This window comes from Acidisoma sibiricum (assembly GCF_057837225.1).
Genome location: NZ_CM174445.1, coordinates 2,067,765 through 2,091,499, shown reverse-complemented (window position 1 = coordinate 2,091,499; position 23,735 = coordinate 2,067,765). Strand labels below are relative to the sequence as shown.

Genomic DNA, 23,735 nt, shown 5'->3' with positions numbered 1-23,735 from the left:
TTATCCGCCGCAGCCTGCCAGCCTCACGGGCCTAGGGCAACCGGAGGCCGCTCAGGCGGCTTCCAGGCCATTTTTGCCAGCCAGACGCGCCCGCAGCCGCTCCACCGGGGGTCCCGCAACGGTCAGCGGAGCGAAGCCGCAGACCTCCAGGAACAGGGCGATGTCACGCGCCGCGCTGCCCCAGGCCGGATGCAGGCGGGTCGCGCCGCCGCCATTGGCGAAAGCATCGCGGTCGCCGGTATCGAGATAGCTTTCGGCCGGCAGCCCTTCCGCGAGAAGAACGTTGTGACGCGCCAGCTCGATATGGAAATAGGTGACGGCCGCCGGGCGCTGCTGCGCGACCGTATGGCCGTTGATGAGATGCTTGACGGGCACCAGCACGCCCTCGGCATAGATCGCATGGTCAGGCGACAGAAACAGGTCCCGCACCGGCAGCTGCGGCGCGAAGGCCCCGGCCGCCACACGCACCGGCCAGACCTGTTCCGGCTTCGGATGGCGCGTGCAATCGACGGCCCGCAGGCCGATCCAGCGGATGGTTTCCTCTGTGCCATCCAGCGTGAGAACGCGATCACCGATCACAAGATCCTCGACCGCAACCGGGCCTGCGGGTGTGGCAATCCCGGTGCCTTGCGCGAAACAGGCGACGCTGTCGGATTGGATGGTGATCGCAACCGTATCGGTTGATTGCGGATCAAGCTGCGGACCGTTGACGATCAGATCCGAGAAGGGGAAGCCATAGGCATCGCCGAGACTGGCGATCGCGGCCGCATATTGGTTGTAGAAGGTCGGCTGGTCCGGCTGGGCGTTGGCAAAGGCCGCCGCCGTCGTCACCTGCGCGCCGTACCAGTCCGCGGTTCCCACACTGGGGTTTTGCGCCGCCTGGGCGAAGGTCAAGGTCGTGCCAGGGATGACCTCGCTACTATCGACGAAGCCGAATGCGAAGCCACCCAGAATGTCCCGCACCGCCGCGGCATAGACGTCATTATTCCCGATATTGGCCGCGACACCGTCAACGGTATAGCTCGGGTTGTCGCCGGTCACGGCAGTGGGCATTTCGGCCGCCGTAATCTCAATGGTCTGGCCGGCGGGAATGCCGTTCGATGCCACGCTGTTGCTGACCATGATGAGGTCGCCCGCGTTGTCGAACGCGGTCGTGAAGGAATAGGCCTGCGTCTCCGTCGTCGGGGTCGAGCCGCTGAGATCGTATTCACCGCTGACGGTGATCGTCCCCATGGCGGTTTCCGCCGAAGCGATATAGGCGTCCAGATTGTTGTAGGCGCTGGTCCCCGGCTGCGGCACGGTGGAGGGTGAGATGATGCGCAGTACATCGGTGCCGAACTGCGGCACGTAGACGCCGTCGGAACCGGTGATCACTGCATAATCATTATAGACCGTGCCGGCATTCGTGACCGTCCCATTGATCAGGGCCTCGTTGGCTATGCTCTCGAAGGCCTGCACCATGGGCACCGTCGAAGTCTGCAGACTGTCGTCAGACGGGTTCGTCAGATCCTGAACCTTGAAGCCGATACTGGTGAAATCTGCCGCCGTCAGATCGAGCGCGTTATTCTGGCCGCTATTCGCCGGATAGATCGAGGCTTCGATCTTGTCCCAGCGTGTGGTCGAATCACCGCCGGCGCCCTGGTTGAATTCGGTGTTATCCAGGCTGGTGAGCGTCTGCCCGAAGGAGACCAGGAATTTACCGGATTCGAAATCGGAGACATCGACACCGCTGATCGCTTGGCCCGATGTCAGCTCGAAGACGGTGCTTTGGCTGAGAGAGATGGTTTCGCCCGTGGTCGCGACGGTGCCGTTATTATAGACCGTCACGCCCTCCGGCACGACATAGCTGCCTGTCGGCACCGCATCGCCGAAAGCGACGTAGGCGGTTTGAGTATTGTCGTTGGTAAAATCGAATTCCATCCCGATCCGCCCCCGGCTGCGCGCACATGGCACGCTGTCATGACACGCATCTGATCCTTATCAATATTCCTTTAATTTTTCGTTCGCGACATTTTTGTTACTGTGTCGATTCATTTTTATCCGCGGCGGCATCGGCGCGGTGCTTTTAAAACGGCTGCAGCAGCCGTTCGATGTAATCCAGCTCGGCCGGCGACAGGCTGCGATCGCCCGCCTTGTCGCGCAGTTCCTGCAGGATCGCGCGCAGCCGCGCCTGCTGCGCCTCGTCCGGCAGGCGGATATCGGCGCCGAAACTCGCCCCCTGCCCAGGCGCCAGCGGCCGGCCCAGCGGATCGGTCATGCCATTGCCGGAATTGAATCCGTCCAGCGGCATGTCGCCGCCCTGGCCGGGCCCGGCACCGCTGCCGAGCTGAAAGCCGCTGCCCTGGCCGGGCTGCGCGGCCAGCGCCTGGCCGAGCGCATTGGCGGCCTGCTGCAGCGCCTGCAGCGCCTGGCCCTGGTCGTGCGCCGCCGGCCCGTCCTGGCCCTGGCCCAGTTGTCCCGTCGCCTGGCCCATGGCCTGGCCGGCAGCCGTCAGCGCCGCCCCGGCACGGCCGCTCATGCCCTTCACGGCGCGCTGTAGCGCGGCCTGCGCCGCCGCATCCTTCTGCTGTGCGGCCGGATCGGGCACGCCTGATTCTGCGCGGGATGTGGACCGGTCCAGCAGCTGCGCCTGGGTCTTCATCATCTGCTGCAGCGTGCCCAGATCCTTCTCGGCCTGAGCCCGCGCCGCCACCTGTTTCGGATCGGGCGGCGCGATGCGCGCGCCGGCCAGCTGCTGCAGGCTCTGCTGCAGCTGCGCCATGGCCTGACGCATGGCAGCGACGTCACCCGCCTTGGCGGCGGCCTGCATGGCCTGCAGCTGCCGCGCGAGCTGACCCAGATCGAAGGGTCTGCCGGCACTCCCAGCCTGGACCTGCCCGCCCTGATGCTGCGCCATCTGCATCAGCGTCGAGAGATGCGCCAGGATCGCGTCCTGCATCTGCTGCATCAGCCGGGTCAGCTCAGCCGAAGACGGCGTGCCGGTCTGCAGGGCGTTTTGCAGCGCCTTTTCCGCCTGTGTCATGGATTGCGCACTGTCGGCGGCGTCACCCTGCTCGAAATGCAGCGCCACCTGCCAGAGCGTCGCAAAGATATCCGTGGGTAGGCTGCCCTGGCGGTCATGCAGCAGCCCCCAGCCGGCGGCGAAGAGCGGCAGGGTGGCGCTTGGCGCCTTGCCGTCCAGCGTCGCTCCGGCCGCCGTATCCAGCAGGGCGCGGACGCTCGGCAGGCGCTGCTCGCGCGTGCTCGGCGCGGGCAGCAGAACCAGGGATTTACGGATCGCCATCACCCGCCGGGCATAGGCATCCGTGAAATGGCGTTCCGGCAGCACGACCGTTTCCGCGGGCGAGCGGCCCGTCTGACCGGCCGCGTCCTCGGCATCCAGCTGCATCGAAACCGGCAGCCCGGCCCAGGGATTGGCCGAAAGATCCGTCACCTGCACGCCCTGCACGCGGGGCGCGGGACCGTCCGGCATGCCAAGCGGCAGCGACAGGCCGGGCGCCGTCACATGCCCCAGCAGATGCGCGGTCATATGGGCCGAAACGACGGCATAATCATCGCGCGCCTGCCATGGCAGGCGCAGGCTGGTGCCATCGCTGTCCGGCCCCGGCAGACCGGCAAAGCCGATGATCGGCGGCGCATCGGGCTGGATCATGATCTGCCAGCGGGCCAGGGTTCGGCCGCCGCCGCGCAGAACGAACAGCCCGCTGTGATCGAGCCCCGTCTCCATCTGGAAGCTCGCCGCATCCAGCGCATGGAAGCTGGCCGCCAGCCCATCCAGCCTCGGCGGCCGGCTGACGCCTGAGACGGTCACCGTCAGCCGCGCGCCTTTCGGCACGGTCAGCGTGGCACCGCCAGCGGGCAGCAGCACCGGTGGGCGGCCGGTGTAGGAAGGCGGCGTCGCCCAGGCGGTCACGGCCGGCAGTGGCGCCGGCGGTCCCAGCACCAGCAGCGGGTCGAAGGTCAGGGCTGCGTCCAGCCGCGCGCCGGCCAGGGAACCAGCCAGCCACAGGCAGAGAAGGACAGCGGCGATAATGCCGCCGCGATAGGCAAGGCGCCCCGGCGTGCTCCGCCAGGGCCAGGGCAGACCAACCCGCAGCCGCTCGGTCGCCGCCAGAACCCGCGCCCGATGCGCCCGCCACAGTAAATGCGACGCGACATCGCCCTGGGCCGGACTGTCGAGCAGGGCTGCAATCGGATCATGCGTCAGGCCGGAGGCGCGGGTCAGCCGGGCTTGCGCGGCCTGCGCGTCCGGCCAGCGGATGCGAGCGATGCCGATGCCGAGCGCCACCACTGCGGCCAAGCCGTCCAGGATCAGCAGAATGGAATTGAAAGCCACGCCCAGTCGCTGCGGCAGGCCCAGCAGGGCAGCACAGAGATAGGCGGCCAAAAGGCCCAGCGGCGGCCAGATCACCGGCCAGACCGCCTCGAACACCAACACCGCGCGGGCCAGCCGCAGCCCGCGGATCAGCCGTCGCGGCAGACGTGTCGCGGGGTTCAGCCTGTCTTGCCTGCCGTCTCGCTCAGCCATGCCGGCACTGTCTCACGCGACCAGAGTTCCGTCACCTCCTGCCGTGGCGTGATGACGGACCAGCGACCGCCATCGACCAGCGCCGCCGCCGCCAAGGGACGGGCATTATAGGTGGAACTCATCACCGCGCCGTAAGCGCCGGCATCCAGGATCGCGACCAGCGCATCAGGGCCGAGAGCAGGCAGCAGGCGGTCGCGCGCGAAGGTGTCGCCGGTCTCGCAGACTGGCCCCACCACATCGACCGGCATTGCCGCCGCGCCGCTATCGCGCGCCGCCACCGGCACGATACCGTGCCAGGCGTCATACATGGCCGGACGCACCAGGTCGTTCATCGCCGCATCCAGCACAAGAAAGGCGCGGTTGCCGGTCTTCTTGGCGATGATGACGGAGGACAGCAGCACGCCCGCCGGCGCCACCAGCCAGCGGCCCGGCTCCATCATCAGCGTCAGGCCAAGGCCGCCCAGATGGCGAGCCATCACAGACGCGTACTTGTCCAGCGACACGCCGTCCCCGGCCTCGTAGGAAATGCCGATGCCGCCGCCGCAATCCACCCGGCTCACCGTATGGCCGGCCGCGCGCAGGCGGGAGACCATCTCGGCCATGCGGGCGAAGGCGGTCTCGAAAGGCTCGGTCGAGACGATCTGGCTGCCGATATGCATGGCAAGCCCGACCGGGTTGAGCCCCGGCAGCGTGGCTGCATAGGCATAGACGCTGGTCACCTCATCCCAGGCGATGCCGAACTTGTTCTCGGCCAGGCCCGTGGTGATCTTGGCATGGGTCTTGGCATCGACATCGGGGTTGACCCGCAGCACGAGGTCCACCGTCCGGCCGGCAGCTTCGGCGACCGCCGAGAGCATGGCCAGTTCCTCGCGGCTCTCGACATTGATCTGGCCGATGCCTTCGGCGACCGCAAGCTGCAGGTCGCGGACCGATTTGCCGACGCCGGAATAGACGATATGCCCGGCCGGGATGCCGGCGCGGCGGGCGCGGGCCAATTCGCCCCCGCTCACCACATCCGCCCCTGCCCCCGCCGCCGCCATGATGGCGAGGATGGCGAGATGGTCGTTTGCCTTCACGGCGTAATGGATATCGGTCTCGCCCAGCCCGGCGCGGGCGAGTGCGGCGCGCAGCGCCGCCAGACGGGCGCGGATGGTGCCGGCGCCATAGACCCAGACGGGCGAGCCAAGCGCGGCCGCGATATCCGCCAGCGCCACGCCTTCCAGCAGCAGGCCGCGGGAAGCGTCCATGGTCAGATGCGGCCGCGCCGCGATCAGCGCCGCGGCATCCGGTTCGGCGCCCGGCATCGGCCCAGAGAAATCCGCCATGACCTACTGCGCCGGATAGGGAAGACGCGGATAGATGACGCTCGACGCGGGTCCAGGCGGGCTATTCGGCCCGACCTTGCCGCAGGCGGCCAAGGCCATAAGCACAGCGAGCAGCAGAAGGCGCATCGTCATGCCACGGCTTCCTTGTCGAGCAGGTCTTGCCACCGCGCCGCCTCAGCCGCGACATTGGCCGGCGCAGTGCCGCCATGGCTGGTGCGGGACGCGACCGAGGCCGCGACCGTCAGCACATTATATATATCTTCGGTAATCCCCGGCTCCACCGATTGCATGGTGGCGAGATCGAGATCGGCGAGATCGACCTCCCGCGACTCGGCAATGGCGACCAGCTTGCCGGTGACGTGATGGGCCTGGCGGAAGGGCAGTTTCAGCGTGCGCACCAGCCAGTCGGCCAGATCCGTCGCGGTCGCAAAGCCCTGGGCGGCGGCCACCGCCATGCGGGAGAGTTCCGGCATCAGGTCGCGCACCATGCCTTCGGTCGCGGCGAGGGACAGGGCCAGCGCATCCGCCGCCTCGAAGACCGGTTCCTTGTCCTCCTGCATATCCTTGCAATAGGCGAGCGGCAGGCCCTTCATCACGGTCAGCAGCGCGACCATCGAGCCGGTGATGCGGCCGGTCTTGGCGCGCACCAGTTCGGCCGCGTCCGGGTTGCGCTTCTGCGGCATGATCGAGCTGCCAGTGGTAAAAGCATCTGACAGGCGGATGAAGCGGAAGGGCGCGCTGCACCAGATGACGATCTCCTCCGCAAGGCGGGAAAGATGCGTCGCACAGATCGCGGCCGCCGCGAGGAATTCGAGCGCGAAATCGCGGTCCGAGACCGAGTCGAGGGAATTGGCCGTCGGCCGGTCGAAGCCGAGCGCGGTGGCCGTCGCGTGGCGGTCGATGGGGAAGGACGTGCCGGCGAGTGCGGCCGCACCCAGCGGGCTTTCGTTCAGGCGCTTCCGGCAATCGGCGAGACGGCCCCGATCACGCGCCAGCATCTCGACATAGGCCATCAGATGATGGCCGAAGGTCACCGGCTGGGCCGTCTGCAGATGGGTGAAGCCGGGCATGGGGTCGGCGGCATGCTCGGCCGCGCGAACAACCAGCGCCCGCATGGTCGCGGTGATCTGGCCATACAGACCGTCAATCGCGTCCCGCACCCAAAGCTTGAAATCGGTCGCCACCTGGTCGTTGCGGCTGCGGCCGGTATGCAGGCGGCGGCCGGCGTCCCCGATGCGCTCGGTCAGCCGCGCCTCGATATTCATGTGGATGTCTTCCAGCGCGACATCGAAGGGGAAGTCGCCCGCCGCGATCTCGACCCCGATCTGGTCAAGCCCGGCGGCGATCGCCTGATTCTCCGCCGTCGTCAGCACGCCGGCCTTCACCAGCATGGCGGAATGCGCCTGGGAGCCGCGAATGTCCTGGCGCCACATTTTCTGGTCGAAGGCGATGGAGGCGTTGATGTCGCTCATGATCTGCGCCGGACCCGCGGCGAAGCGGCCGCCCCATTGCGCATTGGCGCCGGACGGGCTTGTCTCGGCCAGCTTGGAAACGGAGGCCGGGGTCGCAGGGGCCGCATGCGGCTGGCTGATATCGGTCAAGGAGTTATCCTAATGAGCAAACACGTTTCGCGCCGCCACGCGCTGATCGCCAGCGCGATAATGGCCGCCGGAGTAGTGAGCCGCCGGGCAGAAGCGCAAGCCCTGGGCAGCCTGGATGCGCTCACCCAACTGCCCCCTGGCGCGACCCTGCCGGCGATCCGGTTTTTCACCCCGGACAACCAGAAGCTGACGCTCGCCCATTACCGCGGCAAGGGTGTCGTACTCAACCTCTGGGCCACATGGTGCGGACCTTGCGTCGCGGAATTGCCGACGCTCGACCGTCTGGCAGGAGTTCTGGCGGGCGAGGATATCGTCGTTCTGCCGGTCTCGTCGGATGCCGGCGGGGCTGCCCCCGTCCGCAGCTTCTATGACAGCCACGGCATCGACCACCTGCCCATCCTACTCGATCCGGGTGGGGCGATCCTCGGCTTATGGAACGTACCGGGCATTCCGCTCACCGTCATCTTCGACCGGAGCGGCCATCCCCGCGCCAAGCTGCTGGGGGCGACCGATTGGAGCACCCCCCAGGCCATCGCTGCCGTCAAATCCATCTGCGGCCCCAATCTGCTGACCGGCCCAACGGTCAAGATTTAGACCGCCACCTCACTCCGCATAGATCATCTTCCGGGTCATGCCACCGTCGACGATGAATTCCGAGCCTGTCACGAAACCGCTGTCCGGCCCGACCAGCCAGGCGACCAGGCTCGCGATATCCTCGACCCGGCCCACGCGCCCGGCCGGATGCTGGGCATGATCCTCGGCCGAGAGCGATCCGCCCTGGGTATCGATCCAGCCGGGGCTGACGCAGTTCGCCCGAATATCAGGGCCAAGGCTGACCGCGAGCGCATGGGTCAGCGCCAGGATGGCGCCCTTGGACGCCGCATAGCTTTCGGTATTGGGTTCGGACTGATGGGCGCGGGTGGAGGCGATGGTGACGATCGACCCCTTCGCTGCCCGCAACAGCGCCGCTGCCGCCCGCACGAGCAGGAAGCTGCTGGTAAGATTGGTGCCGATCACCGCGTTCCACTCGGCCAGCGACAGCTCCTCCAGCGGCTTGCGGATCATGAATCCGGCGTTGCAGACAAGCGCGTCCAGCCGCCCCTCGGTCTCCTCGACACTCTCGACCAGCCGCGACACGGCGGCCTCGTCCGAGACATCCGCCTCTACGAAGCGATGGGTGAAGGGCAGCGGCTCGGCGGGCCGCTCGCGGTCGGCGATGACCACGCGCCATCCCGCGGCGGCCAGACGGGCGGCAATGCCGCGACCGATGCCGCGGCCGCCGCCGCTGATAAGGATGACAGATGCGGGCTGTGTCATGGCGAAGTCCTGGTCAGATGATGTCTTGATATGGGTCTGCGCCAGCCAAGGCCAGATGCTGGCGCCAGGGACATAATTCTGTTGCAATGCAACAAAATCCCCTCACCCTTCCAAAATTTAGTACTAACGGGTCGCTGCCAGACGTTAGTTTGCCGCCCACGCTAACCTACCGTTAGGTTTACGCCTGACGACAGAGCCGGAGTCCGAATGTCCGACACGTCCATGATCGCGCCGCTGAAAGTGGCCAATGAAGCCTTTCTCGTCTCCAGCATGATCGAGCGTTGCCCGAAGACGATGATGATCCGGGAGCTGGTGGTGAACGGGCTGGAAGCGGCCGCACACGCGCCGTCCGGCCAGCGTCAGGTGGTCATCGGCCCCCGCCAGCATGAGGGTGTGCGCAAGCTTCGGATCTGGAATACCGGCACCGGCCTCACCGCCGCCGAATTGCTGCAGATCACGGATCTCGCCTCCTCGCTGCGCAAGCAGAACAGCCTGGACCAGAATTTCGGCATGGGCGCCAAGGTCGCCTCTCTGCCCTCCAACCGCCACGGCCTGCGCTACCGGTCCTGCACCGGCGGGCGGGTCAGCGAAGTCGTCATGGGCTATCGCGACGGCACCTATGGGCGGCTGCGCATTGGGGCAGAGCGCGCCGAAGTGGTCGACGCGACCGAAGCCTGCCGCACCGAGGGCGACTACGATCTCTCGATCGACTGGACCGAGGTCCTGCTCGGCGGCAACAGCGCTGACCAGGATACGGTCGCCTCACCCTATGGTCCGTCGCTGAAGGTCACGCCGGATTGGCTCGGCGCCTATCTGGAAAACCGCTTTTTCCGGCTGTCGCATGATGTGCGCCTGACGCTGATGCCGGCCATCTGGGGCGGGTCAGCGCCGCGCGCCATGGTCGGGCTCGATGACCGGCAGGGCGAATTTGGGCGGACCGAGACCCGCATTACCCCAAGCGGCGTCAAGATCCACTATTTCTACGATCCGCCGGAAGGCGAGAGCACCCAATCCGCCAAGGGCGCGATCGCGACCAGCACCTCCCGCGGGGCGGTCGTTTTCCGGGATGAGATGTATGACGTTCGCGGCGGCGACAGCTGGCTGCAGGATGCGCCCAATTTCGGCGTGCCCTTCGGCGCCAAATATGTCTCTGTCTTTGTCGAACTGCCCTCCGACTATCTGGTCTGGCCGGAAGCCTATCGCCAGTTCCTGCGCTTCCGCGGCAATGACCAGCGCCAGGTCCATCTGGGTGATTTCAGCGCCCTGGTGCGCAGCTATTTGCCGGCCTGGCTGGCCGAAATCATCCGCAGCTTCGGCCCCGGCCAGGCGAATTACCTCGACGATATCAGCGACGAGCTGAAAGCCCTGCTGGCGGACCTGAAAGTGCCGCCCTCCCCGCAGCCGCCCGTGCCAGGTGAGCCTGCACCGCCCAAGCCACAGGTCATCCCCGCCGCCGCGAAGCCGCCCGTGTCCGAGCAGACCGCCGAGGACAAGCCGAAGGCACCCCCGCCGCCGCCCAAGCCGCAGCCGCCGACCTTCGAGCGCCCGCCCGAGATCATCGGCCTGCGCACGCCCGAGCAGATCAAGGAACGCGCGCTGGAAGGCCGGGCCGGGAAATTCTATCCGCAATCGCATCAGATCTTCGTCAATCTCGCCTATCCCGCCGTGCAGCAGATGGGCACGGCGCTCCTCGCCGAGAGCAGCCTGCAGGGCACCCCGCAGGAGGAGGAAGGCCGCCGCATCGCGACCGAAACCGCGGAATGGGCGCTGACCAAGCGCATCACCCGCGCCGTCGTCTACAGCCTGTCCAAGAAGGGCCTGGGCTGGCGTCCTGAAGAGGTATCGCGTAGCCAGTCGACGGAAAGCCTCAGCCTGGTCGCGGATGACTGGGCGGGGGCGATGGATATGGCGCGCGCGCGTTTTCAGGACCGCGTCGCGGCCGAACTGCCCGCGGCCGTGCTGCATTTCGCCGCCGCCTGACCGCGACCGCCTGATCCTGAACACGGAACCGATGGACCGATGAGCGATTACACTGGCCCGAGCATTGACCCCACCAATCCGCAGGCGACGCTGCGGGCGACATCCGATCTCATCCGCCAGGGTGACTTCGCGACAGCCGAGCAATTGCTCGGCTGGGCCCTGGACTTCAATCCAGAGCATGGCGGCCTTCTGCGCCGGCTGAGCGACCTGCGCTGGGACGAAGGCAAGGCCGATGAGGCGCGGCAATGGTCGGAACAGGCCCTGGCGGCAGACCCGGGCGATGCCGAGAACTACGCCCATCTCGGTCAGCTGAACATGCGCGAAGGACGTTACCCGGACGCCGCCGAACTGCTGGTCCGGGCCGTCGAAATCAAGCCGGAGCATACCGGCTATCTGCGCGGGCTGGCCGATATCATGGCTCATCTCGGTCGCGGCGACGACGCCCTGGCGCTGGCCCAACGCGCAGCGGCGCTGCGACCGGACGAGATCCAGGGCCATCATTTCCTGGCCGGGCTGCAGCAGCGCTACGGCCAGGCCGAGAGCGCCGAAACCTCGATCGCGACGGCGATCGAGCGTGCGCCCGAGAATGCCGCGGCACTCCGCCGCATGGCAGAATTTCAGCTCAACCGGGGCGATAGCGAAGCCGCCAGCCTTTGGGCGGCGCGCGCGCGCGAAGCTGCACCCGAAGAGCCCGCCAGTTACGATCTCGAAGCCAAGATTGCGATTCAGCGCGGCGACCTGCGCGAAGCCGAGGCGGCAGCGCGTACGGCCGCCGAGCTTGCACTCGCCGGCGGCCATCACAAGCGCCGGCTGAGCGACGTGCTGATGCGCCGTGGCGACTGGGATGGCGCCTTCCACTGGGCCGAGCGGGCGATCGTGGACCATCCGTCGGACCTGCAGAACTACAGTCATCTGGCGACGATCCGTGCCGCCCAGGGGCGGCAGGACGACGCCTATGCGACGCTTGAAGCCGCCATTCCTCAGGCAGCCAAGCCGGCCGATGCGGCCTTCCTGATGCGCCGGCTGAGCAGCATGGCCCAGCAGCGCGGACGACCCAGCGACGCGCTGGATTGGGCCCAGCGCGCCATCGCGGCCAATCCACTTGACCCCGAGAACCATGGCCATCTGGCGTTACTCCATGCCCAGCAAGGCGAGTTGGCCTTGGCGCAGACCTCGGCCAGGCGGGCTCTGGAACTGGCACCCGGCAATGCCGCCCATAGCCGCCGCATCAGCGATATCGCCTGGCGAGCGGGCGACGCCGACACGGCGCATCAGTGGGCGGCCCGCGCCATCGACCTGCATCCGACCGATGTCCAAAACCATGCGCATCAGGCGACGCTGCTCATGCGCCAGGGCGACAACGAAGCAGCAGAGGCATCCCTCGCCCGCGCGGTCGCATTGGCGCCCACCGATGTCGGCCTGCTGATCCGCTTGAGCGAACTCAAGCTCCGTCTCGGCCAGACGGAGGAGGCCTTCGCACTGGCCGACCGGGCGATTGCCAGCCGGCCGCAGGATCTGGGCGGCTACAACAACCTGGCGGCGCTGCATATGCGCCTCGGCAATCTGGACGAGGCACATACGGCCCTGCTGCGCGGGGCTGAGGTCGCGCCTGACAACGCGCCCCTGCTCCGCCGCCTGGCCGAGGTGTCCCAGCGGCGTGGTGACGAGGCAGGGGCGCTCTCCTGGCTGCACCAGTCGATTGCCGCCGACCCGCACGATCCGCACAGCTACAACCAGCTCGCGACCCTGGAACTCGCGCGCGGCGAGCCGAACGCGGCCGAGGCGGCGCTGACACAGGCGGCGGGCCTTGCCGGTAACAATCCGGGCTTCCACCGCCGGCTGAGCGACGTGCTGAGCCGGCGCGGCGATTCGGAAGGGGCGATCTACTGGGCCGAACGCACCATCAGCGACTTCCCGGCAGATCCGGCCGGCTTTCTGCAACTGGGCAATCTCCATCTCGGCGCCGGCCGGCTGGACGAGGCGGAGGCCGCCTTCGATCTGGCACGAGAACAGGCGACCACACCGGTACAGACGATGAGCGTGCTCCATCGCCTGAGTGAGGTCGCGACCCGGCGGAATGATATCCGCGGCGCCCTCGCCTGGTCGGTCAAGGCGATCGACGCCGCCCCGCGTGAGCCAGGCGCCTACAATCACCTGGCCGGGCTCTATCTCTCCTACGGCGACCTTGCCGGGGCCGAGCGCCTGGCGCGCCAGGCGGTGGAGGTGGGTCCGATGGATGTTAGCGCGCTGCGCCGCCTGAGCGAAATCCTGCTGCGGCAAAGCAAGCTGGATGAGGCGCTGACCGTTGCCCGCCGCGCCACGGCCGCCAATCCAGCCGATGCGCATAGTCACAATAACGAGGCGAGCGTGTTGCTGGCGGGGGGCGATGTGGCGAATGCCGCGGCCGCAGTGGAGCGGGCCGTGAAGCTGGCACCGAGCGACCCCACCTTCCTGCGCCGCGCCGACTACCTGCGCGCCATCGCCCAGACCGCGGCCTGAGCGCAAAAGGGGCCGCCGGGTTCACCGGCCGCCCCTTTTGGGTTAGCTGCAGACCGCCAGACGATCAGTCCGCGGCGGAACGTCCGGCGAGCTTCGGCTTGGCCGCAGGCCGGTCAGCGAGCTGGGCGCGGGTATCGCCCAGTTCCTTCTGCAGGCGGGCAAGCTCCCCGCGTAGCAGGGCAACCTCATGCTCAAGATCAGGATGGCGTGCCGCCGCATCCGCCGCAGGCGCCGCGTCCGGCTCACGATAGAAGGGCGTGAACAGGCTCATCGCGCGTTCCATCATGGCGATGTTCTGGCGGCCGACCTGTTCAATATCGAAGGGGAAGAGATTGCCCACCGTCTGCTGCATGGCCTGACGGACCTGCTGCTGTTGATGGGTAAAATTTGCCATGGACTGCTCAAGATAGCGGGGCAGCACGCCTTGCATGCTGTCGCCATAGAAGCCGATCAGGTTGCGCAGGAAGGCCGTCGGCAGCAGCGCGCTGCCCTTGCTTTCCTCTTCGACGATGATCTGGGTGAGCACGCTACGGGTGATGTCCTCGCCCGACTTCGCGTCGTAGACGATGAAATCCCGCCCTTCCCGCACCATCGTGGCGAGGTTGTCGAGCGTGATGTAACTTGAACTCTCCGTGTTGTAGAGCCGGCGGTTGGCGTATTTCTTGACAACCACGGGAGGCTTCGCGGAGGACTCGGCCGTCCCGGCAGGCATTTCGGCTTGCGACATGATTCACTCCAGCATCGGCTTGTCATTTGACGGCAGCATGACAAACCATACTCCGCGCAAGTCACCGATTCGAGCTAACTATAAGGCTGATCTTTTGCGAAAGACAGTATTTGTCCGCGCCTCTGAGGTAAGACCACGGCATGGATGAGCGTGACGACAAGGGGCAGACAGGTGACGGAACCGGCGCGGACGCTGCCGGGCCGGCCGGAGAGACTGATGTCCGTGCCCTCGCCGAAGATTGGATTGCCATATGGCAGAGCGAAATAACGACCTATCTCAGCGACCCGGAGACCCAGGCCCATTGGACCGCGATGATGGCGCTGTGGGGCGAGGCTGCCCAGGCGATGATGTCGGCCATGCCCCCGGCCCGCGGTTTCGGCGCCGCCGGGCATGACCACCGCCGCCGCCCATCCCGGGCCGCCACCCCGCCCGCACCTGCCGGGACCGATGCTGCGCCGGGGGCCGCGCCCGCTGCTGCTGCACCTGACGCTCGCGATGATGAGGTCCGCCGTCTCGAGCAGCGCGTGGCCGAGCTGGAACGCCGCCTGGGCCAGCGGCATGGCGCCACCGCCAGCCTATCCGATGCCGGCCGCAGCCCGGCTGGCCCAGATCGCCGGCAGCGTCGCGGCGGGCGGCCCAGAAGCTGAGACCGAGTTCGCCCAGACCCTGCTGCAGGAGGTCTGGGCGCAGGACCGCGCCTTTCTGGCAGGGATCGCTGCCTATCGCCGCCATCCCTATCACCGCGCCATGGCCGAGCCGCCAGCCGTCTGGCAGGAGGGCCATAGCCGCCTGCTGGACTATGCCCCGGGCAGCGCCGCGCCCGTGCTGCTGGTCGTGCCCAGCCTGATCAACCGCGCTTATGTCCTCGACCTCACGCCGCAGACCTCCATGCTGCGCTCCCTCGCCGCCTCAGGCCTGCGGCCGATGCTGCTCGACTGGGGCGAGCCGGGGCCGATCGAGACCCGCTTCACGCTCACCGACTATATTGCCGGACGGCTGGAGCGGGCGATGGGCGCCATCGGCCGGCCCGTCATCCTGGTCGGCTATTGCATGGGCGGCTTGCTGGCGCTGGCCGCCGCACTGCGGCGGCCAGATCAGGTCCGCGGTCTCGCCTTGCTCGCGACACCCTGGGATTTCCATGCCGCGGATGCGCCCCGCGCTCGTGCGCTCGCCGGCCTTCTGCCTGTGCTGGGACCGGTCATGACGGCGACCGGCACGCTGCCGACCGATCTGGTGCAGATGCTGTTCGCCTGCCTCGCCCCTTTCGAGACCCCGGCGAAATACCGCGCCTTCGCCAGGCTGGATCAGGCGGGCACTGCCGCCGAACTCTTCGTCGCCCTGGAAGACTGGCTGAATGACGGCATCCCGCTGGCGGCTGCCGTCGCGCGCACCTGTCTGGGCGAGTGGTATGGCGAGAACACGACCATGAACGGTCTGTGGACCGTCGCCGGCGCGCCGGTTCTGCCCGAGGATGTGACCGCGCCGAGCTTCGTCGCCATTCCCAGCCGGGACCGGATCGTGCCTCCGGCCTCGGCCCTGGCCTTGGCCGAGGCGCTGCCGGGGGCGGTCATCCACCGGCCTGCCGCTGGCCATGTCGGGATGGCCGCCGGCCGCCGCGCCGAGGGCGAATTGTGGCGGCCTTTGCGGGACTGGTGCCTCAGCCTTTGACACGGCGCTGCCCCCCGTTTCGTCTATGGCGCGGGGCGCGATGGCCAGCCTAGATTATCCCCGTCACAGAGAAGGGACCGCGCACAGGTCCCAGGGAGCATCGCCATGGATGATATCGTCATCGTCTCCGCCGCCCGTACGCCCGTCGGCAGCTTCAACGGCGCCTTCGCGACCGTTCCCGCCCATCAGCTCGGCGACGTCGCCATCAAGGCTGCTCTGGCGCGGGCCGGACTGTCACCGGAGGATATCGACGAGGTCATTCTCGGCCAGGTGCTGACGGCAGGCCAGGGCCAGAACCCGGCGCGCCAGGCCGCGATCCTGGCCGGCATCCCGGAAAGCCGCACCGCCTTCGGCATCAACCAGGTCTGCGGCTCGGGCCTGCGCGCCGTCTCCCTCGCCGCCCAGCAGATCCTGACCGGCCAGAGCGATATCGTGGTCGCCGGCGGACAGGAGAGCATGAGCCTCTCGACCCATTGCGCCTATCTGCGCGCGGGCACCAAGATGGGCGATCTTGGCCTGGTCGACACCATGATCCGCGACGGGCTATGGGACGCCTTCAACGGCTACCATATGGGCGTGACCGCCGAGAACGTGGCGCGCGAGTTCCAGATCACCCGCCAGCAGCAGGACGAGTTCGCCGCACACTCGCAGCAGAAGGCGAGCGCGGCGCAGAAGGCCAGCCGCTTCAGCGATGAGATCGCGCCCGTCACCGTGAAGGGCCGCAAGGGCGATGTGGTGGTGTCGGACGACGAATATATCCGCCATGATTCGACGGTCGAAGCCATGGCCAAGCTGCGCCCGGCCTTCAACAAGGAAGGCACGGTGACGGCGGGCAATGCCTCCGGCCTCAATGACGGCGCCGCCGCGCTGGTGGTGATGTCGGCCAGGGAAGCCGCGAAGCGCGGGCTCACGCCGCTTGCCCGCATCGCCTCTTTCGCGACCGCCGGCGTCGATCCGAAGGTGATGGGCACCGGCCCCATCCCGGCCTCCACCAAGGCGCTGGGCCGCGCCGGCTGGAAAGCGGCCGACCTCGACCTGATCGAGGCGAACGAAGCCTTCGCCGCCCAGGCCTGTGCCGTGAACAAGGAGATGGGCTGGGATACGGCGAAGGTGAACGTCAATGGCGGCGCGATCGCCATCGGCCATCCGATCGGCGCCTCCGGCGCCCGCGTGCTGACCACCCTGCTGTATGAGATGCAGAAGCGCGACGCCCATAAGGGTCTGGCCACGCTTTGCATCGGCGGCGGCATGGGTGTCGCCATGTGCCTCGAGCGATAGGACCGATCCGAGACGAGTTGCCACCTGTCAACTCGTCTCAATTCGGCCCTATCGCGATAAAAGCCCTTTCGGTGCGGGACTTGGGCGGGCTTCTGATCTGCATGTCCTGCGTTTGCAGGAGACGGGAGGCGGGCTTAGGGTTTGGCGCCGATTCAACAAAGGTGCATTGAGCCGTGAGCCTGACCGCCGAACGACTGGACCGCGTGAGCCCCAGCCAGACCATCGCCATCTCGTCCAAGGCGCGTGCCTTGAAGGCGGCGGGCCGGGACATCATTAGCCTGTCCGCCGGCGAGCCGGATTTCGATACGCCGCAGAATGTCAAAGACGCGGCCATTCGTGCGATCCAGGGGGGCGACACGAAATATACCGATGTCTCCGGTACCGCCGCGCTGAAACAGGCGGTGATCTCCAAGTTCAAGCGCGACAGCAATCTGGACTATGCGCCGAACGAGGTGATGGTCTCGACGGGTGGCAAGCAGGTCATCTTCAACGCCATGCTGGCGACGCTCGATGCCGGTGACGAGGTCGTCATCCCCGCGCCGTGCTGGGTGAGCTACCCGGATATCGTCGCACTCGCCGATGGCAAGCCGGTGATCGTTCCCTGCGGCGAGAATAGCGGCTTCAAGCTGCGGCCTGAGGATCTGGAAGCGGCCATCACGCCGAAGACGAAATGGCTGATCCTGAACAGCCCCAGCAACCCGACCGGTGCAGCCTATAGCGCGGCCGAGCTGAAAGGCCTGGCGGAGGTGCTGCTGCGCCACCCCAATGTCTGGGTTTTGACCGACGATATCTATGAAAAGCTGGTCTATGACGGGTTTGAGTTCGCAACCCTTGCCCAGGTCGAGCCGCGCTTGAAGGACCGTACTCTGACGATGAACGGCTGCTCGAAAGCCTATGCCATGACCGGCTGGCGCCTCGGCTTCTGTGGCGGCCCGGCCAGCTTGATCAAGGCGCTGGACAAGCTGCAGAGCCAGTCGACCTCCAACACCTCCTCCATCAGCCAGGCGGCGGCGGTGGAAGCGCTGAACGGCAGCCAGGATTTCCTGAAAAGCTGGACGGATACCTACAAGGCCCGGCGCGACCTCGTGGTGGGCATGCTGAACCAGGCCGCCGGCATTCATTGCGCGACCCCGGAAGGCGCCTTCTATGTCTTCCCCTCGGTTGCCGGTTGCATCGGCAAGACCAGCCGCTCGGGCGTTGTCATCCGCGACGACGAGGCTTTCGTCACGGCCCTGCTGGATGAGGAAGGTGTCGCCGCCGTGCATGGTGCAGCCTTCATGTTCCCAGGCTATTTCCGCATCTCCTACGCGACGGATACCGAATCGCTGACCAAGGCTTGCCAGCGCATCCAGAATTTCTGCGCCGGATTGAAGTAAGTCACCGACCCCATTGGCCGCCTGTCTTGCGCAGGCGGCCTTTTTTGAGCCCCGAAGCGACTTGGGGACCATCAGCGCCATCAAGGAACCTTTCTCCGTGAGTCAAAGCATCTGGGCCAGGACGCGGAGCAGCAGCACCGCCCTCTATATCCTGGCCGGGGTGCTGACCTGGCCCGTCGTGACCCTGCTGATCTACTGGGGCGACCGTTTTGCCAATGGCATGACCGGCGGCATGAACGGTCCGGGCGCGCCACAGGCCGGCATCAGTTTCTGGGCGGCCGGCGGCTATTCCCTTGTCCTTTCCCTGCTCATCCTGATTGCGGGCTGGCTGCAGTCATCTCATCGATCCTAGACCTGCGGCATGCGTTGAATGGAGTCATCACCGATGCCCGGACTCTCGCAAAGGCTTGGCCGCGCCGAAACCGCGGCCGCCGTACAAATGTCCACCCGCGCGCGCGAGATGCGGGCCGCCGGCCATGAGGTGATTTCGCTCGCCATCGGCGAGCCAGATTTCCCGACGCCTGCCGTCGCAATCGACGCCGCCGCGCAAGCAGCACGCGACGGCCTGACGAAATATCCGCCCGTCGACGGCCTGCCCCTTCTGAAAGCCGCTATTCAAAGAAAGTTTGCGCGCGACCAGAAGATTGACTTTGCCCTCAACGAAATCATGGTCTCCAACGGCGGCAAGCAGGCGATCTTCAATGCTTTCGCCGCGACCGTGGATGAGGGTGATGAGGTCGTCATCCCCGCGCCCTATTGGTCAAGCTATGCTTTGACCGCGCAATTTCTCGGCGGCGTGGCGGTGCCCGTCTCCTGCCCCGAGAACAACGGCTTCCGGCTGCGGCCGGAAGATCTGGATGCCGCGATCACGCCGCGCACGAAATGGGTGGTGCTGAACGCACCGAACAACCCGACCGGCGCCGCCTATTCGGCCGACCAACTGGCGGAGCTTGCCGCCGTACTGGAGCGGCATCCGCATGTCTGGATCTTCTCCGACGAGATCTACGAACATCTGCGCTATGACGGCGCCGGGTCAGTAAGTATTGCGGCGGTCGCGCCGCAATTGCGGGACCGCACGGTGGTCATGTCCGGCGTGTCCAAGACCTATGCCATGACGGGCTGGCGCATCGGCTTCTCGGCCGGTCCCGCCACGCTGATCCGGGCCATGACGGTGGTGCAGAGCCATGCGACCGCCGGCATCTCGACCGTGGGCCAGGCCGCCGCCGCCGCCGTGCTGGACGCGCCGCAGGCCATGGTGGGCGAGATGGTGGCCGCCTATCACCGCAGGCGGGACATGGTGGTCGCCCTGCTGCGCCAGGCGCCGGGGCTGACCTGCGCGGTGCCGGAAGGCGCCTTCTACGTCTTCCCCTCCATCGCCGGCTGCATCGGGCGCACCACCGCCGGCGGACGGCTTATCGAGACCGACCGCGACTTCGCCATGGCCCTGCTGGAGGAGGCACATGTGGCGCTGGTCCATGGTGGCGCCTTCGGCATGAGCCCGCATGTGCGCATCAGCTACGCGACCGACGATGCCTCCCTGGAAGAGGCCTGCCGCCGCATCATCGGGTTCTGCGAAACCCTAACCGGCTGCTGATATGAAATCCGCCGCTGTCAGCGCGTAGCGGCGGTATGGGTCTGCCATGAGGCCCGGACTGGGCCGGAAGCCTAGCTTCTCCGCGACGCGGACCGAGCCCGCGTTCGCTGCTATGATACCGGCGACCAGGCGCGGACAGCCGAGCGTGCCGAAGGCATGGTCGAGGATCGGCCGCGCGGCCTCGGTCGCGATCCCCTGGCCCCAGTACTCGGGCCTCATCCGCCAGCCAATCTCGATATCGGGACCCGTGGCATCCTCTGGGATGAGCATCATCCAGCCGACGAAGCCCTTTGGTTGGCTGCGCAGGCGGATCGTCCAGTAGCCCATACCTGCCGGATAAGGACCAATTGTGCGTTGTTTCACAAAGGATCGATGCGCGTGCGGATCATCCCAGGGGCCAGCCACATGGCGGGTCACGCCGGGTGCGGCATCCATGGCGAGGCAGGCGGCTGTGTCCTCTAGCGACCGCGAACTGAGGCAAAGCCGCGCCGTTTGGAAGAGCGGCAGGTGAGACGCACCGGGCATGTCGTTCCTCCTCCTAGACCGACGGAGCGACCAGGCCCCTGCCATCCGGCCGAAGTCGCTTGATTGCGGACCAATATTTTCGCAACCTCTCGGCCCGTGCCATGCGCACCAGACAAAGCCAGAGAAAGGGGCTCCATGCCCGACCAAGCCCCTGCGGTGCCAAAGCCACCCAGACTCGCCTGCCATAAGAAGACTGCGGCCGGAATACCGGTCCGAACCGCCAGCGGAGGCTAAGATGGATTTCAGCCAGTTTCAATCGATCAGCGACATCTGCCTTCTCGTCCAGAACCTTGACCGCTCCATCGCTTTTTACACGGAAAAGCTGGGCTTTACGGTGACCCGGCGGACGGAAGGCTTCGCCGCCTTCAACAGCCGCGGCATCAGCCTGGTTGTCTGGGAAACCAGCCATGTGCCGGATGAGCCTCGCGTACCGAGCCTTCCCCCCGCCAGCCGGAGTGAGCACAAGGCCTGCCTTTCGGTGAAGCTGCCCGCGGCGGCCGATGTCGATGCGCTCTATGCGGGCCTCGCCGAGCGGGGCATCCTGTTCCAGCGGCCGCCGGCCGATTACCCCTGGGGGGCGCGCTGCTGCTATTTCAGCGATCCCGACAATTATCTTTGGGAAATCTACGCCGACACGACGGTCTGAGCGTTCAGAGTTTGTCAGCCTTCGGTTGAAACAGTTTATCCCGTCATGCCCACGCAAGTAGGCATCTTCCTGACCACAGCAGCCGGGCACCTCACCGGGAATGGCGCTCTGCCCCCAGAAGATACCCGCTTTCGCGGGTATGACGGTGTTGGGTGTCGCGACCAAAGACAGTCCGGCGCCCAGACAGCGGCGAGGCGCCACACCGGGTAGACCCGCGTGACGAGCACGCGGGTGACGTGGCTGGGGACGCTACCGAGGGCAGCTGAACGCTCAGCCCTCGTCCTTGAAGGGCGAGAGGGCGGACAGCTCCTCCATATGCTGCAGCATGGAGGGGCGTTCTTCGTCCAGGAAGGACGCGACCGCGCGGCGCAGGCCGGGATGGGCGATCCAATGGGCCGAGAAGGTCGGCACCGGCAGATAGCCGCGCTGGATCTTGTGCTCACCCTGCGCCCCGGCCTCGACCCGCGCCAGACCTTCGGCGATCGCGAAATCGATCGCCTGATAGTAGCAAAGTTCAAAATGCAGGAACGGCCAATCGCCGTTGCAGCCCCAATTGCGGCCATAAAGCGCATCCGCGCCCATCAGATTGAGCGCGGCGGCGACCGGCTTGTCCCCGTTGAAGGCCATCATCAGCACGACGCGGTCGCCCAGGCGCTCGGACAGCATGGGAAAGAACCGGCGCGTCAGATAGGCGCTGCCCCATTTGCGGTCGACCGTCGACTGGTAGAAGGCGAAGAAGGCGTCCCAATGCGCCCGCGTGATCTCGGACCCGCGCAGCGTGCGGAAGGTAAGACCGGCGGCCTGCGCATCCCGCCGCTCCCGCCGGATCGACTTGCGCTTGCGGGACGACATGGCGCCGAGGAAGTCATCGAAACTGCCGTAGCCGGCATTGGACCAATGGAACTGCGTGCCGATGCGCTGCAGCCAGCCAACCTGGGCCAGCTGATGCCATTCGTCCTGCTCGCAGAAGGTGACATGGACGGAGGAGAGGTCCAGTTCCTCGCAGGCCTGCACCAGCGCCTGCCCGAGCGCCGCCACGGGCACCGGGCAGCCTGGCCGGCGCAGCAGGCGCGGCCCCGGTACGGGGCTGAAGGGCACCGCCGCCTGCAGCTTCGGATAATAGCTGCCGCCTGCCCGCTCCAGGGCATTGGCCCAGCCGTGATCGAAGACATATTCGCCGTAGGAATGGGATTTGGCGTAGAGCGGCACGATGCCTTGGATGATATTCGCCTCATCCCGCAGCACGGCATGCTGCGGCAGCCAGCCGGTGCGGCTGCCGGCTGAGCCGCTGTCTTCGACCGCGCTCAGGAACTCATGGCTGACAAACGGATTCCCTGAACCGGCGCAGAGGTTCCAGTCCTTCGCGTCGATCTCATGGATGGAACTATGGAGACTGAGGGAGAGGCTGGCACCGTCCGGCATGGACGCAGTTTACCGCAGGGCAGCATGAAATGCGATGCCTGAGCCAGCCGCCGGATCACGCCTCGATCAAGCCGAGGCGCGTCTCAATCCGTTCAAGCCGCATCTCGATCCGGTCAGCACGCAGGGAAAAGTTGGCGTAATGACCCATTTCGCTGGCTGCCAGGTTACTGACCGCAATTTCAAGCAGCGTTAGACGGCGCCCTTGGTCTACGACCACTTCGCGTAGGTCGGAGATGTCTCCACGGATCGCACGCAGCATTTCAAGAACAAGATTGTTGGGCGCGTCTGGCATGATGGCCTCCGCTCACCATTATGCCTGAGACGGGCCGCGGGTTCATTAAAGAAAAAGGCGGCGCCGGATTGCTCCGCCGCCGCCCTGCTAGATGCCCGCTTTCGCGAGCATGACGATTGTGCAGCCTCTCGCATCAGGCCAGATCAGGCGATAGCGAAAAGCCCTTCGACCTCCACCGCCGCGCCCATCGGCAGCACGGCGACGCCGATGGTGGAGCGGGCATGGCGGCCAAGATCGCCGAAGACCTCCACGGCTAGATCGGACGCGCCATTCATGACCGCGGCCTGGGCCGTGAAATCCGGCGCCGAGGCGATGAAGCCGCCAAGCCGCAGCACGCCGGTGACGCGGTCCAGATTGCCGTCGCAGGCGGCGCGCAGCTGCGCCAGCAGATTGATGAAGCTGAGGCGGGCGGCGAAGCGACCGGTATCGACGTCGATCTCGGCACCGAGCTTGCCGACCGCGAAGAGCTTGCCGTCCTGCAGCGGCAACTGGCCGGAGACGGTGACGAGGCCGTTATGGACCGTATAGGGCAGGTAATTGGCGACCGGCGCCGCCGGTGTCGGCAGCACGATGCCGAGAGCGGCCAGACGTTCGTCGATGCGGGTCATTACGGCGTCCCCGGCTCGGGCGAGAACAGGGCTTCCTTGCCCGGCTTGTCCTTCCACTCATCGGCGTCAGCCGGGGCGGTGCCCTTGCGGCTGATATTGGGCCACTGGGTGGAGAAGGTGCGGTTGCGTTCAGCCCAGGGAGTCGCGCGATCATCGCTATCGGGCAGGATCGCCTCGGCCGGGCATTCCGGCTCGCAGACGCCGCAATCGATGCATTCGTCCGGGTTAATCACCAGCATGTTCTCGCCGACATAGAAGCAATCGACGGGACAGACTTCGACGCAGTCCATGTATTTGCAGCGAATGCAGTTTTCGGTGACCACGTAGGTCATTCAAAGCTCCTGGTGAT

22 protein-coding genes are annotated in these 23,735 nt (G+C 66.6%); 10 read left to right on the top strand and 12 right to left on the bottom strand.

Annotated features, from left to right (window positions below):
* Window positions 1–51 precede the first annotated feature (51 nt).
* The 5 genes from AC3G7M_RS09925 to argH all read right to left on the bottom strand — a co-directional run bounded on the left by AC3G7M_RS09925 (window position 52) and on the right by argH (window position 7,397).
* The gene (locus tag AC3G7M_RS09925) at window positions 52–1,920 is read right to left on the bottom strand and encodes a Hint domain-containing protein (protein ID WP_489211631.1); all 1,869 of its coding nucleotides are present in this window, start codon (window positions 1,918–1,920) and stop codon (window positions 52–54) included.
* Between the two features lie 145 nt (window positions 1,921–2,065).
* Window positions 2,066–4,528: a DUF4175 family protein gene (locus tag AC3G7M_RS09920; protein ID WP_489211630.1), complete on the bottom strand. Its 2,463-nt coding sequence runs from the start codon at window positions 4,526–4,528 to the stop codon at window positions 2,066–2,068.
* Entirely contained in the window at window positions 4,495–5,853 is a 1,359-nt protein-coding gene (gene lysA / locus AC3G7M_RS09915) for a diaminopimelate decarboxylase (RefSeq protein WP_489211628.1), read from the bottom strand. The genes AC3G7M_RS09920 and lysA overlap by 34 nt, the downstream gene beginning before the upstream one ends.
* A 3-nt stretch (window positions 5,854–5,856) precedes the next feature.
* On the bottom strand, window positions 5,857–5,985 hold the full coding sequence (locus tag AC3G7M_RS09910; protein ID WP_489211627.1) for an LPS translocon maturation chaperone LptM: 129 nt from the start codon (window positions 5,983–5,985) through the stop codon (window positions 5,857–5,859).
* The gene (gene argH / locus AC3G7M_RS09905) at window positions 5,982–7,397 is read right to left on the bottom strand and encodes an argininosuccinate lyase (RefSeq protein ID WP_489216023.1); all 1,416 of its coding nucleotides are present in this window, start codon (window positions 7,395–7,397) and stop codon (window positions 5,982–5,984) included. The genes AC3G7M_RS09910 and argH overlap by 4 nt, the downstream gene beginning before the upstream one ends.
* Window positions 7,398–7,466: 69 nt before the next feature.
* Between argH and AC3G7M_RS09900 the strand changes: the two genes are divergently transcribed.
* Window positions 7,467–8,048: a TlpA disulfide reductase family protein gene (locus tag AC3G7M_RS09900; protein ID WP_489211626.1), complete on the top strand. Its 582-nt coding sequence runs from the start codon at window positions 7,467–7,469 to the stop codon at window positions 8,046–8,048.
* 9 nt (window positions 8,049–8,057) lie between these two features.
* Here AC3G7M_RS09900 and AC3G7M_RS09895 read toward each other — a convergent pair whose 3' ends face one another.
* Window positions 8,058–8,771 (bottom strand): SDR family oxidoreductase, encoded by a 714-nt coding sequence (locus AC3G7M_RS09895; RefSeq protein WP_489211624.1) that lies wholly within the window; start codon window positions 8,769–8,771, stop codon window positions 8,058–8,060.
* Between the two features lie 207 nt (window positions 8,772–8,978).
* Between AC3G7M_RS09895 and AC3G7M_RS09890 the strand changes: the two genes are divergently transcribed.
* Window positions 8,979–10,751: an ATP-binding protein gene (locus AC3G7M_RS09890; protein ID WP_489211623.1), complete on the top strand. Its 1,773-nt coding sequence runs from the start codon at window positions 8,979–8,981 to the stop codon at window positions 10,749–10,751.
* A gap of 39 nt (window positions 10,752–10,790) precedes the next feature.
* Entirely contained in the window at window positions 10,791–13,250 is a 2,460-nt protein-coding gene (locus tag AC3G7M_RS09885) for a tetratricopeptide repeat protein (RefSeq protein WP_489211621.1), read from the top strand.
* 64 nt (window positions 13,251–13,314) lie between these two features.
* Here AC3G7M_RS09885 and phaR read toward each other — a convergent pair whose 3' ends face one another.
* The gene (phaR, locus tag AC3G7M_RS09880; protein ID WP_489211620.1) at window positions 13,315–13,977 is read right to left on the bottom strand and encodes a polyhydroxyalkanoate synthesis repressor PhaR; all 663 of its coding nucleotides are present in this window, start codon (window positions 13,975–13,977) and stop codon (window positions 13,315–13,317) included.
* A 140-nt stretch (window positions 13,978–14,117) separates the two neighbouring features.
* Between phaR and AC3G7M_RS09875 the strand changes: the two genes are divergently transcribed.
* The 6 genes from AC3G7M_RS09875 (at window position 14,118) to AC3G7M_RS09850 (ending at window position 19,893) form a co-directional block, all read left to right on the top strand.
* Complete coding sequence (locus AC3G7M_RS09875) at window positions 14,118–14,624, top strand: hypothetical protein (RefSeq protein WP_489211619.1); 507 nt, start codon at window positions 14,118–14,120, stop codon at window positions 14,622–14,624.
* On the top strand, window positions 14,536–15,645 hold the full coding sequence (locus AC3G7M_RS09870; RefSeq protein ID WP_489211618.1) for an alpha/beta fold hydrolase: 1,110 nt from the start codon (window positions 14,536–14,538) through the stop codon (window positions 15,643–15,645). The genes AC3G7M_RS09875 and AC3G7M_RS09870 overlap by 89 nt, the downstream gene beginning before the upstream one ends.
* Before the next feature lie 105 nt (window positions 15,646–15,750).
* On the top strand, window positions 15,751–16,923 hold the full coding sequence (locus AC3G7M_RS09865; RefSeq protein WP_489211617.1) for an acetyl-CoA C-acetyltransferase: 1,173 nt from the start codon (window positions 15,751–15,753) through the stop codon (window positions 16,921–16,923).
* A gap of 173 nt (window positions 16,924–17,096) precedes the next feature.
* Window positions 17,097–18,299 carry a pyridoxal phosphate-dependent aminotransferase gene (locus tag AC3G7M_RS09860; RefSeq protein ID WP_489211616.1) on the top strand — a complete coding sequence of 401 codons (1,203 nt, stop codon included), beginning with the start codon at window positions 17,097–17,099 and terminating at the stop codon, window positions 18,297–18,299.
* Window positions 18,300–18,396: 97 nt separating this feature from the next.
* The gene (locus tag AC3G7M_RS09855; RefSeq protein WP_489211615.1) at window positions 18,397–18,651 is read left to right on the top strand and encodes a hypothetical protein; all 255 of its coding nucleotides are present in this window, start codon (window positions 18,397–18,399) and stop codon (window positions 18,649–18,651) included.
* A gap of 33 nt (window positions 18,652–18,684) precedes the next feature.
* A complete protein-coding gene (locus AC3G7M_RS09850; protein ID WP_489211614.1) occupies window positions 18,685–19,893 on the top strand; it encodes a pyridoxal phosphate-dependent aminotransferase in 1,209 nt (402 codons plus the stop codon).
* Here AC3G7M_RS09850 and AC3G7M_RS09845 read toward each other — a convergent pair.
* Window positions 19,879–20,418: a GNAT family N-acetyltransferase gene (locus tag AC3G7M_RS09845; RefSeq protein WP_489211613.1), complete on the bottom strand. Its 540-nt coding sequence runs from the start codon at window positions 20,416–20,418 to the stop codon at window positions 19,879–19,881. The two genes, AC3G7M_RS09850 and AC3G7M_RS09845, sit on opposite strands and share 15 nt — an antisense overlap.
* A gap of 235 nt (window positions 20,419–20,653) precedes the next feature.
* Here AC3G7M_RS09845 and AC3G7M_RS09840 point away from each other — a divergent pair, with 235 nt between their 5' ends.
* A complete protein-coding gene (locus tag AC3G7M_RS09840) occupies window positions 20,654–21,064 on the top strand; it encodes a VOC family protein (protein ID WP_489211612.1) in 411 nt (136 codons plus the stop codon).
* A gap of 270 nt (window positions 21,065–21,334) precedes the next feature.
* Here AC3G7M_RS09840 and AC3G7M_RS09835 read toward each other — a convergent pair whose 3' ends face one another.
* From AC3G7M_RS09835 to fdxA, 4 genes are all read right to left on the bottom strand, one after another.
* Window positions 21,335–22,486 (bottom strand): GNAT family N-acetyltransferase, encoded by a 1,152-nt coding sequence (locus AC3G7M_RS09835; protein ID WP_489211611.1) that lies wholly within the window; start codon window positions 22,484–22,486, stop codon window positions 21,335–21,337.
* A gap of 55 nt (window positions 22,487–22,541) precedes the next feature.
* Window positions 22,542–22,778 carry a hypothetical protein gene (locus AC3G7M_RS09830; RefSeq protein ID WP_489211610.1) on the bottom strand — a complete coding sequence of 79 codons (237 nt, stop codon included), beginning with the start codon at window positions 22,776–22,778 and terminating at the stop codon, window positions 22,542–22,544.
* A 143-nt stretch (window positions 22,779–22,921) separates the two neighbouring features.
* Window positions 22,922–23,386, bottom strand: coding sequence for a RidA family protein (locus AC3G7M_RS09825; RefSeq protein WP_489211608.1), 465 nt, complete (start codon window positions 23,384–23,386; stop codon window positions 22,922–22,924).
* Window positions 23,386–23,718: a ferredoxin FdxA gene (gene fdxA / locus AC3G7M_RS09820; protein ID WP_489211607.1), complete on the bottom strand. Its 333-nt coding sequence runs from the start codon at window positions 23,716–23,718 to the stop codon at window positions 23,386–23,388. Before fdxA ends, AC3G7M_RS09825 begins: the two co-directional genes overlap by 1 nt.
* Window positions 23,719–23,735 lie beyond the last annotated feature (17 nt).

Coding starts and splice junctions, on each gene's coding strand:
- AC3G7M_RS09925 (WP_489211631.1), bottom strand. CDS start 1,920: ATGGAATTCGATTTTACCAACGACAATACTCAAACCGCCTACGTCGCT.
- AC3G7M_RS09920 (WP_489211630.1), bottom strand. CDS start 4,528: ATGGCTGAGCGAGACGGCAGGCAAGACAGGCTGAACCCCGCGACACGT.
- lysA (WP_489211628.1), bottom strand. CDS start 5,853: ATGGCGGATTTCTCTGGGCCGATGCCGGGCGCCGAACCGGATGCCGCG.
- AC3G7M_RS09910 (WP_489211627.1), bottom strand. CDS start 5,985: ATGACGATGCGCCTTCTGCTGCTCGCTGTGCTTATGGCCTTGGCCGCC.
- AC3G7M_RS09900 (WP_489211626.1), top strand. CDS start 7,467: ATGAGCAAACACGTTTCGCGCCGCCACGCGCTGATCGCCAGCGCGATA.
- AC3G7M_RS09895 (WP_489211624.1), bottom strand. CDS start 8,771: ATGACACAGCCCGCATCTGTCATCCTTATCAGCGGCGGCGGCCGCGGC.
- AC3G7M_RS09890 (WP_489211623.1), top strand. CDS start 8,979: ATGTCCGACACGTCCATGATCGCGCCGCTGAAAGTGGCCAATGAAGCC.
- AC3G7M_RS09885 (WP_489211621.1), top strand. CDS start 10,791: ATGAGCGATTACACTGGCCCGAGCATTGACCCCACCAATCCGCAGGCG.
- phaR (WP_489211620.1), bottom strand. CDS start 13,977: ATGTCGCAAGCCGAAATGCCTGCCGGGACGGCCGAGTCCTCCGCGAAG.
- AC3G7M_RS09875 (WP_489211619.1), top strand. CDS start 14,118: ATGGATGAGCGTGACGACAAGGGGCAGACAGGTGACGGAACCGGCGCG.
- AC3G7M_RS09870 (WP_489211618.1), top strand. CDS start 14,536: ATGGCGCCACCGCCAGCCTATCCGATGCCGGCCGCAGCCCGGCTGGCC.
- AC3G7M_RS09865 (WP_489211617.1), top strand. CDS start 15,751: ATGGATGATATCGTCATCGTCTCCGCCGCCCGTACGCCCGTCGGCAGC.
- AC3G7M_RS09850 (WP_489211614.1), top strand. CDS start 18,685: ATGCCCGGACTCTCGCAAAGGCTTGGCCGCGCCGAAACCGCGGCCGCC.
- AC3G7M_RS09845 (WP_489211613.1), bottom strand. CDS start 20,418: ATGCCCGGTGCGTCTCACCTGCCGCTCTTCCAAACGGCGCGGCTTTGC.
- AC3G7M_RS09840 (WP_489211612.1), top strand. CDS start 20,654: ATGGATTTCAGCCAGTTTCAATCGATCAGCGACATCTGCCTTCTCGTC.
- AC3G7M_RS09835 (WP_489211611.1), bottom strand. CDS start 22,486: ATGCCGGACGGTGCCAGCCTCTCCCTCAGTCTCCATAGTTCCATCCAT.
- AC3G7M_RS09830 (WP_489211610.1), bottom strand. CDS start 22,778: ATGCCAGACGCGCCCAACAATCTTGTTCTTGAAATGCTGCGTGCGATC.
- AC3G7M_RS09825 (WP_489211608.1), bottom strand. CDS start 23,386: ATGACCCGCATCGACGAACGTCTGGCCGCTCTCGGCATCGTGCTGCCG.
- fdxA (WP_489211607.1), bottom strand. CDS start 23,718: ATGACCTACGTGGTCACCGAAAACTGCATTCGCTGCAAATACATGGAC.